This is a genomic window from Mitsuokella sp. UBA4253, from assembly GCF_002395285.1.
GTDB lineage: Bacteria > Bacillota > Negativicutes > Selenomonadales > Selenomonadaceae > Mitsuokella > Mitsuokella jalaludinii.
Window position 1 is genome coordinate 1 of record NZ_DGWR01000004.1, and the last position, 15999, is coordinate 15999.

15 protein-coding genes, 3 tRNA genes and 1 rRNA gene are annotated in these 15999 nt (G+C 58.7%); 16 read left to right on the forward strand and 3 right to left on the reverse strand.

All coding sequences use genetic code 11. The features are described 5' to 3' along the window. From rrf to B2X55_RS01685, 6 genes are all read left to right on the forward strand, one after another. A 5S ribosomal RNA gene (gene rrf / locus B2X55_RS01660) occupies window positions 1-89 on the forward strand; the annotation flags it as partial. A 179-nt stretch (window positions 90-268) separates the two neighbouring features. Next, window positions 269-344, forward strand: a tRNA-Lys gene (locus B2X55_RS01665). Between the two features lie 38 nt (window positions 345-382). After that, window positions 383-459, forward strand: a tRNA-Asp gene (locus tag B2X55_RS01670). A gap of 4 nt (window positions 460-463) precedes the next feature. Then, window positions 464-539, forward strand: a tRNA-Phe gene (locus B2X55_RS01675). 58 nt (window positions 540-597) lie between these two features. Beyond that, on the forward strand, window positions 598-1173 hold the full coding sequence (locus B2X55_RS01680) for a TMEM165/GDT1 family protein (protein WP_278821685.1): 576 nt from the start codon (window positions 598-600) through the stop codon (window positions 1171-1173). An 83-nt stretch (window positions 1174-1256) separates the two neighbouring features. Continuing rightward, entirely contained in the window at window positions 1257-1880 is a 624-nt protein-coding gene (locus B2X55_RS01685) for a DedA family protein (RefSeq protein ID WP_036374366.1), read from the forward strand. 66 nt (window positions 1881-1946) lie between these two features. Here B2X55_RS01685 and B2X55_RS01690 read toward each other — a convergent pair whose 3' ends face one another. Then, on the reverse strand, window positions 1947-2900 hold the full coding sequence (locus tag B2X55_RS01690; RefSeq protein WP_286820630.1) for an AEC family transporter: 954 nt from the start codon (window positions 2898-2900) through the stop codon (window positions 1947-1949). A 140-nt stretch (window positions 2901-3040) separates the two neighbouring features. Here B2X55_RS01690 and B2X55_RS01695 point away from each other — a divergent pair, with 140 nt between their 5' ends. The 10 genes from B2X55_RS01695 to B2X55_RS01740 all read left to right on the forward strand — a co-directional run bounded on the left by B2X55_RS01695 (window position 3041) and on the right by B2X55_RS01740 (window position 13000). Next, window positions 3041-3985 carry a DMT family transporter gene (locus B2X55_RS01695; protein ID WP_286820631.1) on the forward strand — a complete coding sequence of 315 codons (945 nt, stop codon included), beginning with the start codon at window positions 3041-3043 and terminating at the stop codon, window positions 3983-3985. 131 nt (window positions 3986-4116) lie between these two features. After that, complete coding sequence (gene rpsF, locus B2X55_RS01700; protein WP_036374361.1) at window positions 4117-4404, forward strand: 30S ribosomal protein S6; 288 nt, start codon at window positions 4117-4119, stop codon at window positions 4402-4404. 73 nt (window positions 4405-4477) lie between these two features. Next, entirely contained in the window at window positions 4478-4924 is a 447-nt protein-coding gene (locus B2X55_RS01705) for a single-stranded DNA-binding protein (protein ID WP_286820633.1), read from the forward strand. A gap of 21 nt (window positions 4925-4945) precedes the next feature. Continuing rightward, entirely contained in the window at window positions 4946-5176 is a 231-nt protein-coding gene (rpsR, locus tag B2X55_RS01710; RefSeq protein WP_199497607.1) for a 30S ribosomal protein S18, read from the forward strand. A 70-nt stretch (window positions 5177-5246) separates the two neighbouring features. Beyond that, window positions 5247-6806: a ClC family H(+)/Cl(-) exchange transporter gene (locus B2X55_RS01715; protein WP_055161914.1), complete on the forward strand. Its 1560-nt coding sequence runs from the start codon at window positions 5247-5249 to the stop codon at window positions 6804-6806. 168 nt (window positions 6807-6974) lie between these two features. Then, on the forward strand, window positions 6975-7742 hold the full coding sequence (locus tag B2X55_RS01720; RefSeq protein WP_040635996.1) for a DeoR/GlpR family DNA-binding transcription regulator: 768 nt from the start codon (window positions 6975-6977) through the stop codon (window positions 7740-7742). A 143-nt stretch (window positions 7743-7885) separates the two neighbouring features. Beyond that, window positions 7886-9769, forward strand: coding sequence for an LTA synthase family protein (locus B2X55_RS01725; RefSeq protein WP_414683474.1), 1884 nt, complete (start codon window positions 7886-7888; stop codon window positions 9767-9769). Between the two features lie 22 nt (window positions 9770-9791). Further along, complete coding sequence (locus B2X55_RS01730) at window positions 9792-10700, forward strand: radical SAM protein (RefSeq protein ID WP_278821675.1); 909 nt, start codon at window positions 9792-9794, stop codon at window positions 10698-10700. A 48-nt stretch (window positions 10701-10748) separates the two neighbouring features. Beyond that, a complete protein-coding gene (locus B2X55_RS01735; RefSeq protein ID WP_286820637.1) occupies window positions 10749-11663 on the forward strand; it encodes a hypothetical protein in 915 nt (304 codons plus the stop codon). Beyond that, complete coding sequence (locus B2X55_RS01740) at window positions 11660-13000, forward strand: GHKL domain-containing protein (protein WP_286820638.1); 1341 nt, start codon at window positions 11660-11662, stop codon at window positions 12998-13000. Before B2X55_RS01735 ends, B2X55_RS01740 begins: the two co-directional genes overlap by 4 nt. Window positions 13001-13005: 5 nt before the next feature. Here B2X55_RS01740 and B2X55_RS01745 read toward each other — a convergent pair whose 3' ends face one another. Beyond that, complete coding sequence (locus tag B2X55_RS01745; protein ID WP_036374352.1) at window positions 13006-13740, reverse strand: LytR/AlgR family response regulator transcription factor; 735 nt, start codon at window positions 13738-13740, stop codon at window positions 13006-13008. A 143-nt stretch (window positions 13741-13883) separates the two neighbouring features. Then, the gene (locus B2X55_RS01750; protein ID WP_286820640.1) at window positions 13884-15713 is read right to left on the reverse strand and encodes a phosphoethanolamine transferase; all 1830 of its coding nucleotides are present in this window, start codon (window positions 15711-15713) and stop codon (window positions 13884-13886) included. Window positions 15714-15999: the final 286 nt, after the last annotated feature.

Genomic DNA, 15999 nt, shown 5'->3' on the forward strand with positions numbered 1-15999 from the left:
CTGTTCCCATACCGAACACAGTAGTTAAGCATTCAGAGGCCGAAAGTACTTGTCTGGAGACGGACTGGGAGGATCGGAAGTTGCCGGTTGAGCAAGGGCTCCGTTGAGGCGGGGCTCTTTTTTGTGCACGGCAAGGAGATGAAAAAGATGAAAAAATCTTTTTGCCAGTGCTTGACAGGCCAGGAGAATCTCTGTATAATAATGACCTGTGAGTGACACATCAGGATATATAGTTTAATTGCAGCAGTGAATTTCGACGCTCACGTTTGGTTCACTAGCTCAGTTGGCAGAGCACCTGACTTTTAATCAGGGTGTCCCGGGTTCGAATCCCGGGTGAGCCACCAATTCATGATGATCCACGATGTGCATCAATCCTTATTATGGCCCGGTAGTTTAGTTGGTTAGAATGCCGCCCTGTCACGGCGGAGGTCATGGGTTCAAGTCCCATTCGGGTCGCCATCTTGCCTCGGTAGCTCAGTCGGTAGAGCAGGGGACTGAAAATCCCCGTGTCAGTGGTTCGATTCCGCTCTGAGGCACCATTTGACATCATGCCCGCTATGCGGGCTTTTTTTCGTATGTATATATCGGAGGTATTCAATGGAGGCCCTTCTCGCTTCGTTTCTCGTGGTCTTCCTGGCAGAGCTTGGGGATAAGACGCAGCTCATTGTCATGGCGTTCACGGCCAAGTACCGCTGGCAATCTGTCTTTGCCGGCATGACGATCGGCATCTTCCTCGTGCATTCGCTGGCTGTAGCTGTGGGCTCTCTGGCAGGACAGCTCATCCCGGTCCATCTCATGACGGTCATCGCATCCTGCTTGTTCATCGGCTTTGGCGTCTGGACGCTGCGCGGTGACGATGAGGAAGAAGAGGAGGCGGCAACGTCGCGCTTCGGTCCGCTGCTGACGGTCGCCATGACGTTCATCGTCGGTGAGATGGGCGACAAGACGCAGTTCGCGGCGATGACGATGGCAGCGCAGTACGATTCCTGGTCAATGGTCCTCTTGGGAGCTGTGGTCGGCATGGTGCTCGCTGACAGTCTTGGCATCCTTGCGGGGGCTTTCCTGCACCGTAAATTGCCGGCCAGGAAGATGCGCTACCTGTCGGCTGGGATCTTCCTATTCTTCGGTGTGTTGGGCCTGCTGCAGAGCGCGTTCCAGGGCGTGTTCGCGTGACCGTTTTCCTTGTATTTTCCAGATTGTGATGTATAATGAGTGTAGTTTGAGATATCGATAAAAAGAAAGGAAGACTTGCAAACATGGAACAGTTTTCGACGATGTTCTTGGAGTTCATTGCCTCGTGGGGGTACTTCGCGATTGCCATCCTCATGGCTGCGGAGAATGCCTGCATCCCGATTCCCAGTGAGCTCATCCTCGGCTTTGCGGGTTATCTGATCTTCTCGGGGCAGCTGACATTTGCAGGCGCCCTGACGGCGGGCATGGTCGGCGGCATGCTCGGCTCGATCTTTGCCTATCTCGTCGGCCATTACGGCGGACGCAGTTTCGTTGACCGCTACGGCCATTACTTCTTCATCAAGAAGTCGCATGTCGATGTCGCGCAGAACTGGTTCGACAAGTACGGCCTCAAGGCTGTCTTCTTCAGCCGCATGCTGCCGGTCGTGCGCACGTTCATCTCGTTGCCGGCAGGCTTTGCGCACGTCGACATGAAGCGCTTCCTCATCCTGACGTTTGCGGGCGCACTGCCTTGGACGGCCCTGATCCTCTACGCCGGCATGATGCTCGGCGAGAGCTGGAAGGTCCTCACGCAGATCGGCCATGAGGCGAGCATTGTCTTCGTCGTGGTCGCCGCCATCGTCATCGGCGCCCTCTACATCCGCCATAAGAAGAGAAAAAACGCGCAGGAAAGCGTTGACGCAGAGTAAACACAAAGAAAGAAAAGCCATCTCCGAGTCCATGCGGCTTGGAGATGGCTTTTTGTTGCGCGCTTCTCAGCGCAGCAGGAAGAAGAGCGCGGGGAAAATGACGGGCAGGAAGGCCGCCGTCGTGATGACGAAGGAGGCGACGGAGAGGTCGGTCGTCAGGTGGTAGAGGCGCGCGGTCAGCACGGCGTTGATGGCCGTCGGGCAGAAGGCGCAGATCAGCAGGGTGCCCTGTACAACGGGGTCGCTGACGAAGAGGTAGATCAGCACGCCGAAGATGGCCGGTGTGATCACGAAGCGCAGGGCGGTCAAGGAGCGCACTTGGCGCTCGTAGTGGCGCACTTGCCCAAAGTCAATGAGGAAGCCGACGGGCAGCATGGCAATCCAGGCGGCGATGTGGACGAGTCCCTGGAAGATGGTGCCGAGCACGGCCGGGCGAGCGATGCCGAAGGCGTTGAACAAGAGCCCCACCGCGATGCCGAGCAGGCTCATCTGATTGAGCGAGAAGAACATCTCGCAGAAGCTCTTGAAGCGGTTCGTCTTGCGGATGGCGTGCGTCTGCTTTATGTAGCAGTACTGGGCCATCGGGAAGATGACGAGCACGAGCATGATGTTCTGGCACGTGCCGATGATCTGCGTGTAGGCGAAGCCCTGCTCGGCATAGAGGATGAAGGCGCAGACGCCACCGAGCGTGCCGATGTTCGAGAGCATGGCACTCGCGACGTAGGCGCCGCGGTCGAGCCAGCTCGCATAATGCCTGGCGAAGAGCAGGCTGCCGATGGCGCCTGGCACGAGGATCAGCAGGAAGCCGAAGAGCGGGACGATCAGCAGGTTCCACGAGATCGGCAGGACCCAGAAACTCAGCAGGGCGAGGATGGTGTAGATGCAGACGACGTTGAAGCGGATGAGCTTGTTGATGGACTCGTCAGAGACGAGATGGCGCTGGTGCAGGTAGTAGCCGACGGCCAGCGGCGCGATGAGGTCGGTCAACACGAAGATCAGCCGCAGATTCATAGCGTCCATGTGGTCACTTCTTTCTAGATATCGGATCGATAAATTACGTTATCACATTAATCCTAGCATGTTTGGAAGGGCTTGTAAATCGAGGGGCTTGTGTTATACTTTGCATGAGGCAATGGGGCCTCGGGAATCAGGAGGGTATTGTGCGTAATCTCGTCATTGGATCGTGTCTCTTGTCCCTGGCCGGGAGCATCTGGGGCGGCATGTTCATCGCCGTGCGGCTCGCAATCTTTGTCATCCCGCCGGTGCCGCTTGTCTGGATGCGCTACGGGACGGCGCTGCTGGCCCTGACCATCCTGATGGTCATCACGCATTCGTCCTGGCATATCGACAAGAAGGATTGCAAGCTGCTGCTCTTGTCCGCTCTTTCCGGCCAAGTGCTCTCCATCGTGACGCAGGAGACGGGTACGATGATGACTTCCGCGCAGACGGGCTCGGTCATCACGGCTGCCACGCCCGCGTTCATGGTCGTCTTCGGCTATGTCCTTCTCCATGAAAAACTCACGGCAGGGCGGATCATCTCCGTCGTTCTCGCCACGATCGGCGTTCTATTCATCGTCCTGGATCCGGATAACTTTGAGATCAATCCGCTCGGAGGACTCTCGCTGTTCGTGGCAGCCGTCACATGGGCCTTCATGTCGGTCCTCTTGAAATTCCTTTCGGAGTATCCCGTCATCACGGTGACGTTCTACAGCGTGCTCATCGCCTTCTTGACGCTGACGCCGTACGGCCTTTACTGGCTGCTGACTTCTGCGGATTACGCGGCGATGTCAGCGCCGTCCGTCTGGGGCTCGGTGCTCTACCTCGGCTTCATCTCGACGACGGCCGGTTTCTGTCTCTGGAACAAGGGGCTCCTCTATATGGATGCCTCGCTTGGCGGTCTATTCATGTTCTTCCAGCCGACCGTCGGGACGTTCCTCGGCTGGCTGCTGCTCGCTGAGCCAGTCACGCTCTACTTCTGGATCGGCTTCACGCTGATCGCAGTCGGTGTCGTGCTCGCGCTGCGCGGAGGCAATACGACGGCTGCCGAGAAGCTCGCGCGCTGTCATCAGGACAGCGGGAAGGCCTCACACCCCGGCGGAGACTGAATGCGATGGCACTTGAATAATGCTTGCATTCGAGCGCAGCTCGTGGTATACTAATTTAGTCGCTGAAAAGCGAAGATGTAACTCTGCTCCTCGTAGTGGGGGAGCCAAAGACCAAAGAGGGAGGTGATTTCGTGAGAAAGTACGAAGTCATATTTATCGTGAAACCGATGGAAGAGGATGCAACGAACGCTGTCATCGAGAAGTTCAGCAACCTGATCCAGAACAACGGTGGTACTATCGATAAAGAAGATCGCTGGGGCAAGAAGCGTCTTGCTTATGAGATCAAGGACTGCACGGAAGGTTTCTACTGCCTGTTCAACGTTACGTGTGAGCCGGCATGCGTTGCTGAGTGCGACCGCGTCATGAAGATTACGGACGAGATCCTCAAGCACATGATCGTCAAATCCGACGAGGAGTGAGCGAGAGACTTGTAGAAGTCTTCAATTTCTTTAAGATGTACTACACCATATGGGTGTCAGGGAGGCATACCTCATGAACAAGGCAATACTGATTGGACGTCTGACTCGTGATCCTGAGGTCCGTTATACGCAGTCTGGTGTGGCTGTATGCACATTCACACTGGCTGTTGACCGCCGTTTCGCTCGCAGAGATGCCAATGATGGCCAGCCAACGGCGGATTTCATTCCCATTGTGACCTGGCGCAAGCTTGCTGAGATCTGTGGTAACAACCTGATCAAAGGCCGCCGCATCTCGGTGGAAGGCCGCATCCAGGTCAGGAACTACGAGGCACAGGACGGTTTGAAGCGTTATGTGACCGAAATCGTAGCAGATGAGATCGAGTTCCTCGATTCGAGAAACTCGGCTTCGCACGAGGGTGGTTTCGGTGGTGCTCCGGCACCGCAGCAGCCGCCGCAGTCCAAACCGACTGATGCTGGCTCGTTTGGTCCGTCTATCCCTGATGAAGAAATCCCATTTTAAGACTGGAGGGGAATTACTTTGATGAGACGTGACAGAGGCAGAAGACCTCGCAGAAAGGTCTGCTCGTTCTGCGTAGACAAGGTCGATCATATCGACTATAAAGACGTTGCAAAACTGCGCCGCTTCGTTACGGAGCGCGGCAAGATTTTACCGCGTCGTATCTCCGGCAACTGCGCTAAGCATCAGCGTCAGGTGACGGTTGCAATCAAACGCGCACGCAATATCGCACTGCTGCCGTTTACTGCAGAATAAGATGATGAAGTGCTGTACCTCGGTACAGCACTTTTTTTGTTGAGTATCCCGTATGGAAAGGGGGAACATCATGCATAGGCGCATCGAGAGTGCCATGACCATGATGACAGATCCACGTCATTTCAAACTGCGCCTCTTCATTGAGGGCAATATCATCGGCATTGCCACGGGCATGGTTATCGCATTGTTCCGCTATCTGCTGGAGCTGTCGGAGGAATACCTGCCCGTGCTCTACCGCTGGCTGCCGGAGCACATCGCCTGGATTCCCGTGTGGTTCCTGCTGCTGGCTATCTGCGGCTGGGTACTCTACCGCATCGTGCGCAGGGACGGCATGACCTCAGGGTCAGGCATCCCGCAGATCAAGGGCATCCTGCTCGGCGAGATGGACATGAACTGGGCGCGCGTGCTCATCCTGAAGTTCACAGGTGCCGTGCTCGGCATCGGCGCGGGCATGTCGCTCGGCCGTGAGGGCCCGAGCGTCCAGCTCGGCGCCTGTCTCGGCCAGGGCCTCGGTCGTCTCACGCACCGCTCGTACGCAGAGAGCCATTACTTGCTGACGGCCGGCGCAGGTGCGGGCCTCGCGGCTGCCTTCAACGCGCCGCTGGCCGGTGTGATCTTCTGTCTGGAGGAGCTCACCAAGAACTTCTCAGCCTTCGTGCTCATGGGCGCGATATCGGCGGCCGTCACGGCGACGACGGTCACGCAGTACTTCTTCGGCATGCAGCCTGTCTTCCACATGGGCGTCGTGCCGGTCATCGATACGGGACACATGTACATCCTGCTCATCGTGCTCGGCGCCTTCGTCGGCCTCTTGGGCCTCGCGTTCAACCCGATGCTCACGCGCTCACAGGACTTCTACAAGAAGATGCCGGCGCGCTACCGTCCTCTCGTGCCGCTCTTCTGCGCCGGCGTCCTGGGCTTCTTGCTGCCAGAGATCCTCGGCGGTGGCAGTCGCCTCGTCGATTCGCTCGTCGTGACGGACTACACGCTGGCCTTTCTCGCTCTGCTGCTCTTGGCAAAGTTCCTCTTCACGATGATCTGCTTTGGCTCGGGCGTGCCGGGCGGCATCTTCCTGCCGATGCTCGTACTCGGTTCGGTTGGCGGCGCTGTCTTCGCCAAGATCGCGATCTTCTTCCATTGGATGCCGGAGCTCTTCGCCGTCAACTGCATCGTCTTCGGCATGGCGGCGTACTTCTCGGCTGTCGTCAAGTCGCCGATCACGGGCAGTGTCCTGATCATGGAGATGACGGGGTCCTTCGAGCACATGCTCGCGCTGATCATCGTCTCGATGACGGCCTACCTCGTCTCGGACCTCACGGGCGGGGAGCCGGTTTACGACATGCTGCTCTCTAAAAGCCTGGCCGTGCGCGATAAGATTGCGCGCCGCATCCGCCACCGCCGCATCCTCCTCGAGGTGTCAGTCGGCGTCAAGTCGGCCCTCGATGGCGCTGTCGTCGCACAGGCCGGCTGGCCGTCTGGCTGCGTGCTCGTCAATGTGCGCCGCGGCCCGCAGGAGCTCGCGCCGCGCGACGAACTCCGCCTGCAGTCAGGCGATGCGCTCTTTGTGCTGACGGATGCCGATGATACGGCGGCCCTTCAGGGCCTGGCCGCCGAGCATCCCGACCGATGAGTCGACTTCATGTGGACAAAACAGCCAAAATCCTGCATAATCTTCCATGTTTGTGATGAGATATGAGAGTTTTTTGCAGAAAGGCTTGATAATTTTTCTCTTATCTAGTACAATAATCGTACAACAAGAGCAAACAATAAAAGCAAGTGTTTCATAGGAGTGGTTAATATGTTTTTGGAAGAACGTCAAGACATCATCCTGAGCATGCTGGCACGTGACGGCAAGGTCCGCGTGCGCGACCTCAGTGAGAAGTTCAAGGTCACGGAAGACTGCATCCGCAAGGATCTCGGCGCCCTCGAGAAGAAGGGCAAGCTTAAGCGCACGTACGGTGGCGCGGTCCGTATCCGCGAGAACAGCCACATGGTCGAAGTCAGCAAACACCGCAATACGGATGTCGAGGCGAAGCAGCGCATCGCGCAGGCAGCGGTCAAACTCATCCACGAGAAGGACATGGTCTTCCTCGACATCTCGACGAGCAACCTCGCCATCGCGGAGCTCCTCGTCAAGATGGAGCTCGAGGTCACGGTCGTCACAAACATGATCGACATCCTCGTTGTGCTCGCGCGCAACCCGAAGATCCGCGTCGTCTTCGCTGGCGGCAAGATCAACAAGAGCCGCGACGGCTTCTGGGGCGGTATGACGCTCGACTTCATCTCGCGCCTCAAGCCGGACATTGCCTTCGTCGGTGCAGTCGGCGTCGATGTCAAGGAGAACAGCGTCTCGACGTACGATATCGATGATGGCATCAACAAGGCAGCCATCATCCGCCACAGCAAGAAGGCATACGTCGTCGCAGAGGCGCGCAAGCTCAGCACGGACGGCAACTACAACTACACGACGCTCGACACGCTCTCGGGTCTCATCACCGATTCGGAGCCGGCGGCGGACATCCGCGCTGCGGCGGATTCGTACGGCGTGGAGATCATCCTGCCATGATGATCTCTATGCCCGCATGGCTGTCACGGTTCAATTGGAAAACTCTATATACGGGCATCCTGGAAGGACTGAAGGTATTTGCGTTTTACCTCGCAGTCCTTTCCCTTTTTCGGGGCTTCTTCATCGCCTGGATGGCACCGTATATGGGACCGGGCACGGGGGTTCATGATATCTTCCTCGCGCTATGGCGCGGCTTCCGCCTCTCGATGCAGACGGCCGGTGCCCTGACGCTCGTGAGCTTTGTTCCGGGGCTTTTGCTGCACTTCTTCAAGGCGCAATGGGGGCGGCGCGTCGTGCTCGCACTGAACGGCGTGCTGCTTTCGGTGCTCTCGATCCTCTTTGTTGCGAGCTTTCCCTTTTACCGCCAGTTCCACGCGAATTTCAACCAGATGCTCTTCACGGGAGCTAACGACGACATCTACGCGCTCTTCATCACGATGGTGCAGCAGTACTACCTGCCGGTGCGTCTGGCGGGAGCCCTGCTGCTCGCCTGCGTCCTTTGGCGCGGGCTGCGCGCGCTGCTTTCCTGCGCGTGGCTCGAGAACTGCACGGACGGGGTGCGCCTGCCCGCATTCGTGCGCTGGTTCGGACGGCTGGCCTTTCTCTGTTTGACATACATTGTCGTACTGCTCGGCATTTTCGGCGGCAGCCTGGGATGGCAGACGTCCGTCAACTGGGAGAATGCCGGCGTCACGAAGGACGACTTCCTCAATGAGGCCATCCTCGACAATGTGCAGGCCATCTACCGCGCCTACAACCTCAATGAGCGCATGCTCGCCTGCAATGGCCTCGACTTCACGACGGAGGACATCCGCAACCTGGCGGCCAAGCTCTCGGGCAAGCCGGCCGATACGGATGACCTTGATGTCTATCTGACGAAAGAGGCACAGGGGCCGCAGATCGAGCGGCCGACACAGGTCATTGTCATCCTGTCGGAGAGCTTTGCCAACTGGCCGCTGCTCGACAAGTACAAGGACATCCCCATCTCGCACGGCATGCGCGGTCTCATCGCAGAGGATGACACGGACTACTGTCCGACGTTCCTGCCGAATGGCGCGAGCACCGTTTCGGCCGTCACGGGTGTCGTGACGGACTTTGCGGACGCCAATCTTTACCTGACGACGATGCCGGAGTCGTTTGACGCGCCGTATCCGACGGCCAGTGCGCCGCAGATGGAGAAACTCGGCTACGAGACAAACTTCTGGTACGCGGGGCCGTCGACCTGGGAGCGCATCGGCGCCTTCACGCAGGCGCAGGGCTTCGAGCACTTCTACAGCCGCGGCGACTTTGGCGATGTGCCGGGCAGCGTCTGGGGCTGTGAGGACGAAGTCCTCTACGAGAAGGTGCTCGATGGCCTCGACCCTGCGACGCCGAGCTTCAACGTGCTCCTGAACGCCTCGAACCACTCGCCGTACGACCTTGACCTTGCGGCCAAGGGCTTCGACAAGGAGGCGGTGCGCGAGGCGCTTCCTGAAGACCATCAGCAGGACGAAGAGCTCCTCAAGGAACTCGGCCACTACTGGTATGCCGACCGCGAGCTCGCGAAGTTCGTCCAGGCGGTCAAGGCAAAGTGCCCGGACAGCCTCATCGTCATCGTCGGCGATCACGGTGACCGCTACAACATCGACAAGACGCCGACGATGTACGAGCGCTACGGCATCCCGTTCATCATCACGGGCAAGGGCATCCACAAGGGCACGCTGCTCCCGGATGCGGCCGGCAGCCAGATTGACATCATGCCGACCATCTACGAGCTTATCGCACCGAAGGGCTTCTCGTACATGGCCGTCGGCTCGAGCCTGACGCGCACGAATCGTCAGGGCGTCAACTACGGCTTCTTCATCACGCGCCATGCCATCGGCAAGGCAGACACCGTGCCGCTCGTGCCGGAGTCTGTCGATGGCACGGAGCCGGTGCTCGACCAGCAGGCGATGGAGGACTACATCAACGGCGTCCGCAGCGTCTCGTGGTGGCGCCCGAAGTACGGTGCCGTTCTCGATGAGACGAAGCTTGAGGGGCGCCGCTGAGCCGATGAAGGGAGAAAAAACGATGATTTCACTGAAAGACTGCCAGCTCTGCCCGCGCCGCTGCGGCGTCGACCGCACGCAGCGGGCGGGCTTCTGCGGTGCCGGGGCGAAGGCGCGCATCGCGCTCGTCTCGCTGCACAAGTGGGAGGAGCCATGTCTCACAGGCGCCGATGGGCGCGGTGCGGGCACGGTCTTCTTCTCGTACTGCAACCTGCGCTGCTGCTTCTGTCAGAATCACGAGATCTCGCATGAGGGCTTCGGCTATGAAGTCACGGATGAGCGGCTCGCGGCGATTTTCCTCGAGCAGCAGGCGCGCGGTGCGGCGACGCTCGACCTCGTGACGCCGACGCATTACGTGCCGGAGATCCTGCATGCACTCGAGATGGCCAGGGAGCAGGGCTTCCACCTGCCTGTCGTCTACAACTCCGGTGCCTATGAGACAGAGGAGACGATCGAGGCGCTGCGCGGCCAGGTCGACATCTTCCTGCCGGACCTCAAGTATGCCGATGAGGCGAGTGCGCGTGAGTATTCGCTCGCACCCGACTACTTCGCCGTCGCGACAAAGGCCATCCGGCGCATGTACGAGGAAGTCGGCCCGCTGCAGTTTGCGCCGGACGGCCAGCTCAAGAAGGGCGTCATCATCCGCCATCTCGTGCTGCCGGGCCACCGCCACGAGAGCATGCGCGTTCTCGACTGGATTTACAAGACATTCGGCGATACGGTGCAGATTTCCCTGATGAACCAGTACACGCCAATGTACCGGGCGGCAGAGCACAAGGGCATGAACCGCCGCCTGACGACGTTTGAGTATCAGTCGGTCGTCGACCACGCTCTAACGCTCGGCATCACGCACTGCTACGTGCAGCAGGGCCGCACGGCCGATACAAAATTCGTGCCGCATTTCGACGGCAGCGGCGTCGAGCAGGGATGATACGCATGACTTACCGATAGAAGGCTTTGCGATAAGGGGGCGTACTGCGTGGACAACGTTTTCGTCACGGTATTCTTGTTTTGCTTCTCACTGTTGCCGATGGCCTATCTGCGCTACTATCCGTTCCGTGTCATCGCGACGCCGCGCGAGCAGCGCATCCTGATCGTCGGCCATCTCATCATCTTTGCGGCTGAGTTCCTGCTCGTCACGGCGCTCTTCGCGTCGGGGTTGGCGCCGATGGCGGGAAGTGCCTTCCACAAGCTCTACTTCATCTGCTACTGGCCGCACTTCTTTTTGCTGGTGTTCACGATACGCCCGTTTTGGTTCCGCCATTTCTTCGTGCTCGGGATACAGGGCATCTACGCGGTCTTCCTCCACACGGTGACAGTCCTGCTCCTGAAGCAGATCTGGATGCAGACGACCTACTTTGCCAGCCTGTACTTCTTATGCTACCTCGGCTTGCTGCTGCTGAGCTTCCCGGGGATGATATGGCTGCTCGGCAAGCTCTTCACGCGAGAGCAACTGCTGAGAGGGAAGCCGACGGCTGCTTTCTGGAAGTACCTCGGCTTTGTGCCGCTGACCCTCGTCTTTTACCAGGGCAGCATGGGCTATGCGGACCTGCTCCAGCAGGTCGAGGACCTCTCGGGCATTCACCTCTACATGCTGGTGAGCCGGGTCATCCTCGTCATCATCGCGGTCATCCTCGTCATCTCCGTGCGCAGCGGCTTCCAGCAGATCCGCTGCATGTTCCAGGCGAAGGAACGCAGCCTGAAGATGCAGGAGCAGCTCCGCGAGATTCACGACTATGCGGATACCATGCAGAAGGAGCAGCAGAAGCTCGCCATCATGCGCCACGACAGCCGCCATCAGCTGCGCATGCTGGCCGAGCTCATCGAGAGCGGCCACTGCGATGAGGCTGAGCGGCAGCTGATGGCCATGAGGAAGGAGGTGGAGAGACGATGAGCTTTGACATGATGACAGTGGGCATCACCGCGGTCTACGTCCTGATCCTGCAGCCCTTCGCGCTCCTGCAGATCTTGCCGTTCCGCCGCTTCCTGACCGTCGCGCAGCAAAAGCAGCTCGCCCTCGTCTGGTGCCTGCTCGTCGTATTGGAGACGGGCCTTATCACGGTGATTGTCTCTTTAGCTGTCTTCCCGTCGCGCCAGATCGCCTACTGGCTGCTCGGCTACCTCGTCTGGATTCCCCAGTTCGCGCTGGCCTTCTGCTTCACGCGCCGCTTCTGGGCGGGCCATATCTTCATCGCGGCCTTCCGCATCCTGTTCTCGGGCATCATCTACACGGTCACGCGCGCCATCCTGCTGCTCCTCTTCCCGGACAAGCTGCTGCCGAGCCTCTACTTCGAGCAGATCTTGCTCTACGGCGCGCTGTCGCTGCTACTCTTCCCGCTGCTCGTGCGCTTCTTCACCGATACCTTCCGCCACTTTGAGGTGGCTTCGACGCGACGCTACTGGCGCATCATCACGCTGATCCCCGTGCTGCTCGCCGTCGAGTCGCTCTACCTGAGCCTCATCGACTCGCAGGAGAAGGTCTTCGAGTTGTTGCTGCCCCGTCTCATGCTGCTCATCGTCATCTTCCTGCTCATGGCCGCCCTCCGCAGCGGCCAGAGCGAGGTCTATCGGGACCTGCGGGTCTTCGAAAAAGAACACGAGCTGCAGCAGCAGCTCGTGTCAACGGCTCATTATGTGAAACTGTCAGAGGAGTCACGGCAGCGCATGGCTGTTCTCTACGAGAAGCAGCGGCAGCACATCGACCAACTGATTGCGCTCGTGCGCCATCGCGACCGCGAGGGGGCGCTGGCGTACATCGAGGCGCTCGGTGCGCAGTTCAGCCGCACGAAGCTACCGCAGTACTGCAAGAACACCCTGATCAACGCGGCTCTGACGGTCTACTTTGCACGCGCCAAGGAGCTCTCCATCCCCGTGACGGCCACCATCGACCTGCCGGAAGAGCTCTTCTGCAGCAGTGACCTCTCCATCGTGCTCTCGAACCTCGTAGAGAATGCCCTGATCGCGAGCCAGAAGCAGCCGCCATCGGCGCGCCAAATCGTCGTCATGACGATGTGCCAGAACGGCGTCATCAACCTCCTCGTCAAGAACCGCTTTGACAAGGCGGTCGAGTTCGACGAGGAAGACCTGCCCGTGACGCATGTCAAGGGCCATGGCCTCGGCATGAAGTCCTTGGCCCGCTTCCGCGACAAGTACGACGCCACCGTCTTCTGCCAGCAGAAAGAAGGCTGGTTCACGACCTACATCCAGATACCGCTCCGCGCATCGTCATGAGGGGATCACATCTGCTTTGCCGTGAACATGAATTGGAAATAGAGTTCCTGAAAATCCCGATACTTGCGCTTGCCAAGCGGGAGTTCCTGCCCGGCAATCTCCACGTAGTCCGACTTGATCATGTGGACGGCGGCGAGATTGACGATGTAGCCCTTGTTCGGCGAGGCGAATTGTCCCGGCGCGATCTTGTCGAGCGCATCCTTCATCTCCTGGCCGGACTTGCGCGTCTCGAGAACCGTGCCGTCTGCCAGGTGGACCTGCAGGATGTGGCCGTTGCTCTCAAAGTAGAGAATCTGCGCGATTTCCTCGATGCAGATGCCGCCGCCCACGAGCCGCAGCACGACCTTGGCGCTGTTGCGCTGGCGGATGAACGAGATGGCCCGGTCCATCGCCTTGTTGAACTGGCTCTGCGTGAAGGGCTTCAGCAGGTAGTCCGTGGCCTTGACCGCAAAGGCGTCCACAGCGAACTCATCGCTCGTCGTCAGGAAGATGATCTCCGTGGCGCGGTTGTATTTGCGCAGCTCGCGGGCGACCTCCGTGCCGAGGATTCCCGGCATGCAGACGTCGAGCAGGACAATGTCAAAGACAGCGCCCTGTTCGATCGCATCGACAAAGGAGAAGGATTTGTCAAATGTTTCATAGGACACCGTGTCGTGTTTATTTTGGAAATACGTCTCAGATGAGCGTCGGATGGATTGAATCTGGTCCGGCTGATCATCACAGATGGCGATATGCAGCATGGAGTCACATCCTTTCGAATATCTTGTCTTAATTTAAAGTATACTCGCTTTTCTGCGATACGCAAAAAAACGTCCTAAAAGGGCGGTTTTTTGACATAAACAGGCCCTGTCGCATTGCGGCAGGGCCTGTTCTTGTCGGTATATCACTGTTCCGGATTGCCGTCCGGGTCGGTGGAAAGCTTGTACTGGCCGAGCATGGTCGTCAAGTTGTCGCGGTTGAAGCGGTAAGACGTGCTCGTGAAGTCCTGGCCGGGATCGTAGCGCTCCGACGGGGCGTTGAGGAGGCCGCAGATCGTATCGTAGAGCATGTCGTTCGTGAAGTAGCGGCTCTCGTGGCTCCTGAGGGCGGCGGTGCGGCCTGGCAGGGCCGACTGGTACGAAGGCGAGAGGTAGATCCACATCGGGATGCGGACCATGTCGAAGCTGAAGACGTCCGGGTTGTGGGAGATCGTCAGGTTCTCGCCGTGGTCGGAGAAGTAGACCATCGCCTGCAGGTTGAGGTTCTTCTTGGCGTAGTCGAAGACCTGCGAGAGGATGTAGTCGGTGTAGAGTATGCTGTTTGCGTACGATGCTTCTGACGTCATCGTCGAGCTGCCCTCTTCGCCCTGGAACTTGTTGAAGCTCTCCGGATAGCGGTTGTTGTAGTAGATGTGGCTGCCCATGATGTGCAGGACGATGAAGTTGTTCTTGGCCGGGTCGACCTGCGTCAGGTACGGCAGCAGCGTCTCGTCGTACTTGTCGGAGAAGTTGTAGGAGTCGTCGGTCCACTCTGCGTGGTCGGCTGTCTTGGCGACGAGCGTGATGGCGCTGTCGTACTGGCCGTAGCGTCCCTGGTTGCTGAACCAGTAGGTGTCGTAGCCTGACTTCTTGGCGACGTCGAGGATGGAGGCCGAGTTGAAGAACTCCTTGTCGTTGTACTGGCTCTGCTCCGTCAGGGCGCGCTGCAGGACCGGCACGGTCTGCGACCACGAGGAGTAGGCGTTCTGGAAGAAGAGAAAGTCAGGATTTGCTTTCTGCTGGCTCTGCCACGGCGTGTCGTCGTAGGCGTAGTCATTGGTGAAGGCCTTCATGTAGTTGCGCGAGGCTGATTCGCCGATGACGACGATGACCGTGCCGGGCGATTTTGCTGCGAGTGTCTGTGTTCCCTCGATGGAGAGGCTGGCAAAGCGCTCCTCGTAGTTGAGACTGTAGGTCTGCGTCTGCTTGACGTAGGTGTCGACGTCGTTCCAGAGGTCGGCAATCGAGGTCTGCGGCACGTACCACCAGAGTGAGACGAGCGAGCCGATGACGAGCAGTGCGAGCGCGCCCATGCGGCCAGCCGTCGAGTCTTCCTGCTCGAGGCGGCGCGCAAAGGCCATGTGGCCGCGCCAGCAGGTGTAGAGGAAGAGCGCGAGCCCTGCGATGATGAAGCAGGCGGGGACGACGCCGACGTTCGACTCGATGAAGTCGATGCTCTCGCGCCAGTTCGTCAGGTAGAGCGCCATCAGCGAAGCGGGCGAGAGGCAGTGCCAGACGATGAAGTAGTAGGCGTACTGGATGAAGGGGATGACGATGCCGAAGAGATTCAGCAGCGCCATGAAGAAGGCGATGATCTTCTCGTGCCCGAGCCGGAAGAGCGCTCCCTCAAGCGCGGTGAGCAAGAGGAAGAGCGAGGTGCCGACGAGGAAGTCGAAGCAGATCTTCGACATGTACCAGTCCTGGTGGTACGTCCAGGTGTAGAGCAGCGGGAAGGCGCTGCACCAGGCGAGCCCTGTGAAGAGGTTCGGCAGGGTAGCCCACGAGAAGAGCGGAACGCGCGTGCCGTACTGCACGAGCACGAGCGCGAGCATGACGGGCAGGAAGACGGGGATGAAGTACTCCGCGCCCATGTCCTGTCCGATGTCGATGTAGAAGGCGATCAGGCAGATGTAGTAGATGCCCGATGCCGTCAGCCAGCGGATGAGACGGTCCTGTCTCTCGGTAGAAAGTTGCATGCGATTACCTCGGTTCCAGGCTGCCTGGGGCAGCCGTCTATATAGCGGATTGAGTCGTTCCTTGATTGTCGAAAAATCCCGCTATATTTTACCTGAAATCGTGTCGTTCGTCAATTTGAGAATGCGCTGTAAACGGTGCTGGAATCTGCAGGAAGAAGCATCAGAGAGTGGTTTTCCGTCTGTCCGCGTGATTTTCGTGATTGCCAGAGGGGCGCTTCTCTGATACAATATATACCTGTCATCAAGAAACGGAACACTATATATAGGGGAGGCGCAGAGGCGCTGC

Bases quoted from the DNA above. Each gene is read 5' to 3' on its own strand.
- B2X55_RS01750 (WP_286820640.1), bottom strand. From the start codon at position 15,713: ATGCAACTTTCTACCGAGAGACAGGACCGTCTCATCCGCTGGCTGACG.
- B2X55_RS01740 (WP_286820638.1), top strand. From the start codon at position 11,660: ATGAGCTTTGACATGATGACAGTGGGCATCACCGCGGTCTACGTCCTG.
- B2X55_RS01730 (WP_278821675.1), top strand. From the start codon at position 9,792: ATGATTTCACTGAAAGACTGCCAGCTCTGCCCGCGCCGCTGCGGCGTC.
- B2X55_RS01715 (WP_055161914.1), top strand. From the start codon at position 5,247: ATGCATAGGCGCATCGAGAGTGCCATGACCATGATGACAGATCCACGT.
- B2X55_RS01745 (WP_036374352.1), bottom strand. From the start codon at position 13,740: ATGCTGCATATCGCCATCTGTGATGATCAGCCGGACCAGATTCAATCC.
- B2X55_RS01720 (WP_040635996.1), top strand. From the start codon at position 6,975: ATGTTTTTGGAAGAACGTCAAGACATCATCCTGAGCATGCTGGCACGT.
- B2X55_RS01685 (WP_036374366.1), top strand. From the start codon at position 1,257: ATGGAACAGTTTTCGACGATGTTCTTGGAGTTCATTGCCTCGTGGGGG.
- B2X55_RS01705 (WP_286820633.1), top strand. From the start codon at position 4,478: ATGAACAAGGCAATACTGATTGGACGTCTGACTCGTGATCCTGAGGTC.
- B2X55_RS01725 (WP_414683474.1), top strand. From the start codon at position 7,886: ATGGGACCGGGCACGGGGGTTCATGATATCTTCCTCGCGCTATGGCGC.
- B2X55_RS01680 (WP_278821685.1), top strand. From the start codon at position 598: ATGGAGGCCCTTCTCGCTTCGTTTCTCGTGGTCTTCCTGGCAGAGCTT.
- B2X55_RS01690 (WP_286820630.1), bottom strand. From the start codon at position 2,900: ATGGACGCTATGAATCTGCGGCTGATCTTCGTGTTGACCGACCTCATC.
- rpsR (WP_199497607.1), top strand. From the start codon at position 4,946: ATGAGACGTGACAGAGGCAGAAGACCTCGCAGAAAGGTCTGCTCGTTC.